General features: G+C 66.9%; 2 protein-coding genes. Both read left to right on the top strand.

Features of this window, described 5'->3' with window-relative positions:
* Window positions 1-2,046: alkaline phosphatase family protein (locus tag AO501_RS12915; protein WP_055578111.1), on the top strand; the 2,046-nt coding region annotated here is incomplete at its 5' end.
* Window positions 2,047-2,253: 207 nt separating this feature from the next.
* Window positions 2,254-2,766, top strand: a 513-nt coding sequence (locus AO501_RS12910; RefSeq protein ID WP_156452520.1) for a PE family protein, incomplete at its 3' end; no start/stop codon positions are given.

The raw sequence follows: 2,766 nt of genomic DNA, 5'->3' as shown, positions 1-2,766 counted from the left end.
GGCGGTCAGTTCGCCGGCAGCGGCGGCTCCGGTGGCGCGGGCGGAACGGCCGTCACCGGCAGCGGCGGCCTGGGCGGCCCGGGCGGTGTCGCCGGTGCGCTGGGGTCCGGCGGGGCGGGTGGCGTCGGCGGGCCCGCCGAAGGCCGAGGTGGCCAAGGTGGCGCCGGCGGAGCCGCGGGCCTGTTCGGTGACGGCGGGGTGGGAGGAACCGGCGGATTCTCTGCTGTCATCGCCATCAGCGGGAACGGGGGCGAGGGCGGTACCGGCGGATCTCTGCTGGGCAATGGCGGTTCCGGCGGAGCCGGCGCCCAGACGGAATTCGGGTTCGGCGGCAGCGGCGGCGCCGGCGGCAACGCGGTCTTGATCGGCAACGGCGGCAACGGCGGCAACGGCGGTGACGGAGTGCCGCCGGCCGTGGTCGGCAGCCCCGGCACCATCGGCACGGGCGGCTGGCTGCTGGGCCACAACGGGATCCCCGGCCTGCCCATGAGCCCCAACCTGCTCGTCAATCCCAGCTTCGAAATCGCCACCCCCTCCCCCTCAGGCTTCAGCTCGGTGACGATTCCCGGTTGGTCCGTCAGCGGCACCCCGACCATCATCAGCTACGGCACGGGGCGCGCTTACCCCTCGCCGTTCTCGTTCCCCTTGCCCGATCTCCCCAGCTTCCTGGGCTTCCCCGGCACCGCGCCCCCTGGCGCGGGCAACAATTTCGCCGGCGGCGGACCGGTGAGCTCGGGCTCCATCAGTCAAACCGTCGACCTGACCGCCGCGGCCGCCAAGATCAACACGGGCACCACCCCGTACACGTTGAGCGGACTGCTGGGTGGCTACCTGCTGGACCCCTCCGCGGCGTCACTGAAAGTCACCTTCCTCAATGCCAACGGCGCGGTTCTGGGCACCGGCGCAACCGGCGAGGTCGGATTGTTGGATCGGTTGGGCGGCACCGGTTTCCAGGCCCGCGACGTGTCCGGGACCATCCCGGTCGGCACCACCTCCGCGGTCGTGACGGCGACCCTCGCCGACCGCAACCCGATCCTGAGCAACTACAACAACGCCTACGTCGACAACCTGTCGTTCACCGTCGGCGACCCCAGCCTGGCCGCGCCGGTGCTCACCGTCCCGACGTCGAACGTCGGCCAACTCGACCACGTGTTCCTGTTCTACATGGAGAACAAGGGCGCCGCCGACATCCTCGGCAGCGTCAACGCCCCCTACCTCAACAGCCTGATCAACACCTACGGCTACGCCAACAACTACTACGCCCTGGGCCACCCCAGCGAGCCAAACTACTTGCGGATCCTGCTCGGAACCGACCTGGGGATCGACTACAACCCGACCGCCAACACCGTCACCGCACCCAACCTCGTCGACAAGATGGACAACGCGGGCATATCGTGGGCCGGCTACACGCCCAACATGCCCTACCCGGGCGCCATCGTCTCATCGGGTGACTACAGCGTCGACCAATTGCCGTTCCCCCGGCTGACCAACGTCTACAACGCCAGCCCCGCTTACCTGGCGCAGCACCTGCTGCCGATAACACAACTGCACGACGATCTGCTGAACCCGCTCACCGCACCTAGATTCGCGTGGCTGTGCGGGTCCGAGGAGACCAACATGGAGGGCCCGGTGAGTTCTCCTGCTGACATTGCCAATTGGCTTGCCAGCCAACTCACGAACCACCAGTACAACGTCGCGGCCGGCGACCAATATCTGCAACAGAACGTGTCGACCATTATGAACTCGCCGACCTGGAACAGCGGCTCCAAGGACGTCATCATCATCACCTTCGACGAGGACTTCAACAACTTGTCGAACGGAAATGGCAACCAGGGCAACCACATTCCGATGGTCGTCATCCCGAATCAGGCCGCCGTGACCTCCGGGGGGATGCTGTCCGGACACTTCGTGACCAACAGCTACTACAACCACTACAGCCTGATGTCCACGATCGAGTACGCGCTGAGTCCCACGGCGGGAACTCCCCTTGCCACGCTCACCAACAACGACCTGTACGCGACGCCGATGAACGACTTCTGGTCATAGCGGCACTCTCGTAAGCTGTTCTCCGACAGGCACTTTGAATCCATAGCGGTTGGGCCGACGGAGCGGCCGCTCCTCAGGCGCAGCCGCGGCGGGCTTTTGGTGCCGCGGCACAAAGATCTCCGACACGACGACATGTCTGTTCACATTTGAAGACCGTGTGAATAGAGTTAGCCGAACGAGTCGCCCCGTGGATCAAGGGAGCCGCAGATGCCGACCTTCGTGATAGCAGCCCCCGAGGCTTTGGCCACAGCGTCAGCAGATCTCAGCGGAATCGCGGAGGCGATCAAGCGGGCCACGGCGTCGGCAGCACCGCCGACCACCGGGATCGTGGCGGCGGCCGCCGATGAGGTGTCCGCGGCGATCGCCCGGTTGTTCGGCGGCTACGCCCAGTCGTATCAGTCGTTGGGCGCTCAGGTCGCGGCGTACCAGGTGCAGTTCGAGCAGGCGTTGCTTGCGAGCGCGGGCACGTACGCGTCTGCCGAGGCAGCAAATGGATTGTCGCTGCAGGCTTTTGAGCAGACTGTCGGTCAGACGCTGCTCGAAGTGGTGGACACGGTGAATGTGCCGGTGATGGCGTTGACCGGGCGCCCGCTGATCGGCAACGGCGCCAACGGTGCTCCCGGGACAGGCGCGAACGGCGCGCCCGGCGGGTGGTTGATCGGTGACGGCGGGGCCGGCGGGTCCGGTGCGGCCGGTCCTCCGTTCGGTTACGGCGGCGGG

It is taken from the genome of Mycobacterium gordonae, from assembly GCF_001417955.2.
Lineage (GTDB): Bacteria > Actinomycetota > Actinomycetes > Mycobacteriales > Mycobacteriaceae > Mycobacterium > Mycobacterium gordonae_B.
Note: the sequence above shows the minus strand (reverse complement) of the source record. Positions and strands in the feature narration are given on the sequence as shown.